This is a genomic window from Nocardiopsis chromatogenes YIM 90109, assembly GCF_000341185.1.
Classification (GTDB): Bacteria; Actinomycetota; Actinomycetes; order Streptosporangiales; family Streptosporangiaceae; genus Nocardiopsis_A; species Nocardiopsis_A chromatogenes.
This window is the reverse complement of record NZ_ANBH01000286.1, coordinates 1-1,369: the sequence shown is the minus strand read 5'-3', so window position 1 is coordinate 1,369 and position 1,369 is coordinate 1. Positions and strand designations below refer to the sequence as shown.

General features: G+C 72.8%; 2 protein-coding genes and 1 pseudogene. All 3 read left to right on the top strand.

Going from position 1 to position 1,369, the window contains the following annotated elements:
• The coding region (locus D476_RS0125905; RefSeq protein WP_017626823.1) for a sulfurtransferase at window positions 1-585 on the top strand (585 nt) is incomplete at its 5' end.
• Window positions 582-890, top strand: a complete 309-nt coding sequence (locus D476_RS0125900) for a DUF1416 domain-containing protein (RefSeq protein WP_017626822.1) — start codon at window positions 582-584, stop codon at window positions 888-890. The genes D476_RS0125905 and D476_RS0125900, both read left to right, overlap by 4 nt.
• A 130-nt stretch (window positions 891-1,020) precedes the next feature.
• Window positions 1,021-1,369, top strand: a pseudogene (locus tag D476_RS0125895) (EamA family transporter); the annotation flags it as partial.

The window sequence follows — 1,369 nt, the reverse complement described above, 5'->3', positions numbered from 1 at the left end:
AACAACAACTGGTTCGCCCCCTACGCCTACTGGTACTTCCGCCTCTACGGCCACCAGAGCACCAAGCTGCTCGACGGCGGCCGCAAGAAGTGGGAGCTGGAGTCCCGCGAGCTGGTGGAGGAGGTGCCCGAGCGCCCGGCGACCGACTACACCGCCGCGGAGCAGGACGCCTCCATCCGCGCGTTCCGCGACGAGGTCGTCGAGGCCATCGGCACCAAGGCGCTGGTGGACGTGCGCTCGCCCGACGAGTTCACCGGCAAGCTGCTGGCCCCCGCGCACCTGCCGCAGGAGACCTCGCAGCGCCCGGGGCACATCCCCACCGCCCGCAACATCCCCTGGGCCAAGACCGCCAACGAGGACGGCACCTTCAAGTCCGACGAGGAGCTGCGCGAGCTGTACACGGAGGCCGGGGTGGACCTGGGCTCCGACATCATCGCCTACTGCCGGATCGGCGAGCGCTCCTCGCACACCTGGTTCGCCCTGCACGAGCTGCTGGGCCTGGACAACGTGAAGAACTACGACGGCTCCTGGACCGAGTACGGCTCCCTGGTGGGCGTCCCGGTGGAGCTGGGGGAGGCCAAGTGAGCGCGGACGGATGCGGCGCCCCGGTCGGCGGGGTCGCCATCGCCGACGGCGAGGCGAAGGACCAGGCGGTCATCGAGGGCGTGGTGACGCGCGGCGGGGCCCCGCTCAGCGGCGCCTACGCGCGGCTGCTCAGCGGTGACGGCGACTTCGTGGGCGAGGTGGCCACCGGCGAGGAGGGGACCTTCCGCTTCTTCGCCGCCGACGGCGACTGGAAGGTGAAGGTCCTGGCCTCCCAGGGCTTCTCGGCCGAATACGCCGTCGAGGCGCAGGTCGGCAAGCGCGTGGAGCTGCGCGTGGAGGCCTGAGGCCGCCAGAGTCGAGAGGAGGCGGGGCACCGGACGGTGCCCCGCCTCCCGGCGTATCGGGGGCCGATGCACCCGCCCTCGGGCCGGATCATGGGATCGTATGCCGGGGCGCTAGGGTGGCCCCGATCCCATGACCAGCACCGCCTTCGTCGCCGTCCTGGCCGCGGCCCTCCTCCACGCGGCCTGGAACGCCATCGCCCACGCCGTCACCGACCGCCTCATCGGCTTCGCGCTCATCGGCGCCGCCGGAACCGTCGCCGGGGCGGCCACCGCCGCCTTCGCCGGGGTCCCCGACCCCGCCTCCTGGCCCGCCCTGGGCCTGTCGGCGCTGCTGCACGTGGGCTACATGGGCTTCCTCATGCTCTCCTACCGCCTGGGCGACTTCGGGCAGGTCTACCCCCTGGCCCGGGGCACCTCCCCGTGGCTGGTGGCCATCGGCGCCGCCGTGCTCGTCGGCGAGACCCTCACCCCCGTGCACC